Source organism: Streptomyces sp. NPDC094143 (assembly GCF_040303825.1).
Taxonomy (GTDB): domain Bacteria; phylum Actinomycetota; class Actinomycetes; order Streptomycetales; family Streptomycetaceae; genus Streptomyces.
In genome coordinates this window covers 1-2,614 of the sequence record NZ_JBEOTZ010000111.1, presented here as the reverse complement: position 1 = coordinate 2,614, position 2,614 = coordinate 1, and the positions used below count along the sequence as shown (strand labels likewise).

The window sequence follows — 2,614 nt, the reverse complement described above, 5'->3', positions numbered from 1 at the left end:
CATCAACACCAACCCCCAACTTCCATGGTCATTCCTCGCCCACACCGGCCTGACCATCCACCCAACACACCCACCGAACTTACGAAAAGATCAGTAGGGTCCGTCTTCAAAAGATCACCAGGTCGTGGATCATGGTGGGGTGGTACGCCGTCATGAACTCACCGACCAGGAGTGGGAGTTGCTCGCTCCGTCAATACCGCGGTCCGCGACGGGCCGGCCGCGGGTGTCGGACCGGCAGGTCATCAACGGGATGGTTTACAAGATCCGCACCGGGATCTCCTGGCGTGACCTGCCCGAACGCTACGGACTGTGGCAGACGGTCTATAGCCGCTTCCGCCGCTACGCGATCAACGGGGTGTTCACCCGGGCCCTGCAGCAGATCCAGGCCCAGGCCGATGCCGCCGGTGACATCGACTGGCTGGTTCAGATCGACTCCACCATCGTCCGCGCCCACCAGCACGCCGCCGCCACCGGCCGAAAAGGGGGATCTGTCGGCCGGACGAACCGGACGATCACGCCCTCGGTCGATCCCGGGGCGGACTGACCACGAAGATCCATCTCGCCTGCGACGCAAGGGCCGCCCTTTGGCACTCCTCGTCACGCCGGGCCAGCGCCATGACAGTGTCTGTGCACGCATCCTGCTCGAACGTATCCGGGTGCTTCGCCCGTTGGGCGGCCGACGGAACCTTCGACAGGATCCTGGCCGCGGCCCAGGGAAGGGCGGAGGTGGACTGGCTGGTCGCGCTGGACTCCACCATCGTCAGGGCCCATCAGCACGCCGCTGCCAAGAGGGCTCGATGAGCGTGGGCTGGGGCGTTCCCGCGGCGGGCTGACCAGCAAGACATCTCATGTCGCTAGAGGTCAACTTCGTTGGTCAGGCCGCGAGCGCGACGGGCAGGGGGAAGGCCCGCTCGGGGTCGTAGGTCGTGCGGTTTTGCAAGCAGTGGTAGAGACAGCCCAGGAGCTTGTTGAACAGGTTTCGCAGGGCTGCGGTGTGCCGTTCGCCGCCGGCACGTCGGCGGTCGTAGTGCTCACGGGGTTCCGCTGAGCGGAGGGCGGCGAAGGCCCACATGTAGCCCACCCGGAGGCCAGGCGTTGGTTCTTGACAGCCCTGGCGACCACGACGTGGCTGCGGCCGGAGGCCCGTGTTGCGGGTGCCGCTCCGGCGTATGCCCTTAGGGCCCGGTCATCGGCGAACCGGTCTCGGTCGTCGCCAACCTCGGCCAGGACGCGGGCTCCGGACATGACTGACAGGCCGGGAAAGCTGGTGATGATCGCCGCGTCCGGGTGGGTGAGGAACGCCTCCTCGGTGGCCGCTGCGAGGTCGTCCACGCTGCGGCAGGCCGCGTCGAGCTGCTGGACGAGGGCCTGGGTCTGCTTGCCCATGGCCTGTTCGACCTGCGGCAGCTGGTGCAAGTGCTCTCTGCGGAAGACCTCTCGTAGCCGCTCGGCTTCGGCCTCGATCCCGCGTCGCAGCCGTCCCGCCCGCTTCAGAAGTGCCTGCAGCTGGCTCCGGGTGAGCCGGGCCGCTGCCGCTGGGGTGGGCGCCGCGGCCAGGACTGCACGGGCGTGGGCTGAGTCGAGTCCCAGGGTGCCGCTGCCGTGGAACGCGGCGAGGGCGGCCGGGTAGTACTCGCGCAGGTGGGAGCGGAGCCGGTTGACCATCTGGGTCTTGTCCCAGACCGCGTCCTGGTGGGCTCGGGCCAGGACGGCGACGGCTTGGGCGAGTTCGCTGTCGGCGGGAAGGGATCGGTGGGCGGCCATGTCGGTACGCAGGATGTTGGCGAGGACGCGGGCGTCGGCGGCGTCCGATTTGGCGCGGGCGACGCTGCTGCGGTCGCGGTAGCGTGCGGCGGCGAGCGGGTTGATGGCGTAGATCTTCCGGCCGGTGGCTCGCAGGCATGCGACAAGCAAGCCGCGCGGGGTCTCGATGGCCACCGGTATGGGGTGTTCCGGGGTGTCGCCGTGGCGGGCGAGCAGTTCCAAGAGGGCGTGGAAGCCGGCGCTGTCATCGCTGATGCGCATCTTGGCCAGCTGGGTGCCGTCCTGGTCCACCAGGGCGATGTCGTGGTGGTTCTCGGCCCAGTCGATTCCGCAGAAGACCTTACTCAACCTCGTTCTCCCGTCCGTGGACTGTGTGAATGTGCTGGTCAGCTCCATGCGGAGCACGCGGCGCTCTAATAGAAGTGCTCGGGGGCACGCCATCTCATGAGCCGTTCGTGTCTCCAGCGACCGTCAGGGACCTCGGTCTGTTGGAGAGCTCTGCGGCTCGCGAACTGCTGAGAGGTCGGCCCCTGACGGCGGGCTGGGGACATGAAACCTGGTGCGTTCCGCCGGGCGGGGCGCGGTCTTGCTGAAGGGATCGCGTCCCCGGATCCACCTTGGGCCTCCGCCCGGCGGCCCGGTGGTGTGAGCCGGTCTGACCTCAGGGAACCAGTCCCGGAACGGCGGCAGGCTTCCACTCCACACGGGGCCCTTGCACTCTCGTGCTCGGGCTCACTGCTGAGCTATTAGATCCACCTGGCCTGCGACGGGCGGGGCCGGCCGCTGGCCTTCACAGTCACGGCCGGCACCCGCAACGACTGCACCCAGGCCGAGACGGTCATCGACAAGA

Annotated in this window: 1 protein-coding gene and 3 pseudogenes; 3 read left to right on the top strand and 1 reads right to left on the bottom strand. The window is 68.1% G+C overall.

Annotation, left to right across the window (positions count from 1 at the left end; translation table 11 throughout):
- Positions 1 to 139 precede the first annotated feature (139 nt).
- Positions 140 to 544, top strand: coding sequence for an IS5 family transposase (locus ABTZ58_RS39960; RefSeq protein ID WP_351368398.1), 405 nt, complete (start codon positions 140 to 142; stop codon positions 542 to 544).
- Between the two features lie 179 nt (positions 545 to 723).
- Positions 724 to 841: pseudogene (locus ABTZ58_RS39955) on the top strand (IS5/IS1182 family transposase); the annotation flags it as partial.
- 33 nt (positions 842 to 874) lie between these two features.
- On the opposite strand, the pseudogene ABTZ58_RS39950 reads toward ABTZ58_RS39955, so the two are convergent.
- Positions 875 to 2,160, bottom strand: a pseudogene (locus ABTZ58_RS39950) (IS110 family RNA-guided transposase).
- Positions 2,161 to 2,514: 354 nt separating this feature from the next.
- Here ABTZ58_RS39950 and ABTZ58_RS39945 point away from each other — a divergent pair.
- Positions 2,515 to 2,614, top strand: a pseudogene (locus tag ABTZ58_RS39945) (IS5/IS1182 family transposase); the annotation flags it as partial.